We start from the raw sequence: 488 nt of genomic DNA, 5'->3' as shown, positions 1-488 counted from the left end.
AATCACGATAGAGACATTCTAAATTTTCTTGCATCTGGCATACCAGAGACTAGAGTCGCGTCGATCGAGAGTTGATCTGAGGGACGAAGGCAATGCTGTTCCCGATGATCGGGCTTGGAAGTACGCCCCGTAAGATGAGGGTGGTTCAGCTGGACTGCATCGGTTTTGAGGAGAACGCGACGTTTCCATGAGCAGCAACGACGACGTTCACAAGGTCAGGGAATTCGAACATCCGGGCGAAGGGCGCCGGCGCGCCACCGCCACGCCCAGGGGGCGGCAGGTCGCCCCGACCGCAGCGCACGAGATCGAGCAGCTGCTCGGCGACAGAGCGCGGCGCCGCGACCTGCTGATTGAATATCTGCACCTGATCCAGGACAAGTATCACCAGATCTCGGCCGCGCATCTCGCCGCGCTCGCCGACGAGATGAAGCTCGCTTTCGCCGAGGTGTTCGAGACCGCGACCTTCTATGCGCATTTCGATGTGGTGA

At 59.4% G+C, this 488-nt stretch carries 1 protein-coding gene; it reads left to right on the top strand.

What is annotated here, in order from left to right:
• Positions 1-187: 187 nt before the first annotated feature.
• The coding region (locus QC385_RS43855; protein ID WP_279546998.1) for an NAD(P)H-dependent oxidoreductase subunit E at positions 188-488 on the top strand (301 nt) is incomplete at its 3' end.

Origin of the sequence: Streptomyces sp. DH10, assembly GCF_029813805.1 — a bacterium.
GTDB classification, from domain to species: domain Bacteria; phylum Actinomycetota; class Actinomycetes; order Streptomycetales; family Streptomycetaceae; genus Streptomyces; species Streptomyces coeruleofuscus.
This window is presented reverse-complemented; position numbering and strand designations above follow the sequence as displayed.